This is a genomic window from Pseudoduganella rivuli (genome assembly GCF_009674485.1).
In the GTDB taxonomy this organism is placed as follows: domain Bacteria; phylum Pseudomonadota; class Gammaproteobacteria; order Burkholderiales; family Burkholderiaceae_D; genus Rugamonas; species Rugamonas rivuli_B.
In genome coordinates, this window is sequence record NZ_WKJJ01000059.1 from 1 (window position 1) to 1,079 (window position 1,079).

General features: G+C 55.2%; 1 pseudogene. It reads left to right on the top strand.

Going from position 1 to position 1,079, the window contains the following annotated elements:
• Window positions 1-46 precede the first annotated feature (46 nt).
• Window positions 47-1,079, top strand: a pseudogene (locus GJ700_RS35825) (IS3 family transposase); the annotation flags it as partial.

Sequence of the window (1,079 nt, forward strand, 5' to 3'; positions counted from 1 at the left end):
CTGAACTGAACCCCAAAAGTTGGACATCAACTTTTGGGGTTTTTCATTGGCGAAGTACTCAGAGCAATTCAAACTGGATGTGGTCCAGCAATACTTGGCTGGCGACATGGGCTTCAAAGCCATCGCAAACCAACGAGGCCTATGTAATTCCATGGTCAGGCTATGGGTGAGGCTGTACGAAGCGCATGGAGAGGCAGGCTTGAAAAGGAGGTCTGCCACCTACAGTGCGGCACAAAAGCTTGCGGTTCTGCAGCATATGTGGGCCCGGGAGCTATCCTATAAGCAAACGGCTGCCGCTTTCGATATCCGCAGTCCCGGGCACATTTCCAACTGGGAGCGCTGTTATCATAGCGGGGGTATAGATGCTTTAAGGCCGCGTCAGCGTGGCCGTCCCAAAACGATGCCGGACTCCCAGTCGCCCAAGCCACCGCTCCCCGTTGATGATGACACCCGTACCCGCGAGGAGTTGCTCGCTGAGGTGAGTCATCTACGCATGGAGAATGCCTACTTAAAAAAGCTCGATGCCTTAGTTCAGACGCAGCAGAAGCAGCGGGCGATTGCGCGCAAAAAACGCAAGTAGTCGATGAACTAAGGCGGCACTTCCCGCTAGCGGGATTGCTCAAGCTGGCCGGTCTGGCGCGTAGCACTTTTTACTATCAGCTGAAGCTCTCGCAGGCAGAAGACAAGCACCAAGCCTTGAAGCAGCAAATCCAGTCGATTTTCGCCCGCCATCAAGGGCGCTATGGATATCGGCGTATCACGCTCGCCTTACGAAATTTGGGGCAGCAGGTGAACCACAAGCTGGTGCAGCGCCTGATGACCCTGCTCGGGCTCAAGTCATTGGTACGCCCCAGGAAGTACCGCTCTTACAAGGGCGAAGTGGGACAAGCCGCCGCCAATGTGCTGCAGCGGCAATTCGATGCTAAGAAGCCCATGGAGAAGTTGGTGACGGATGTGACGGAGTTTAACGTCGCCGGGGACAAGCTCTACTTGTCCCCCGTCATGGACCTATACAACGGAGAAATCATCGCTTTTGAAACGGCCCGGCGCCCTGCCTATCAATTGGTAGGCTCCATGCT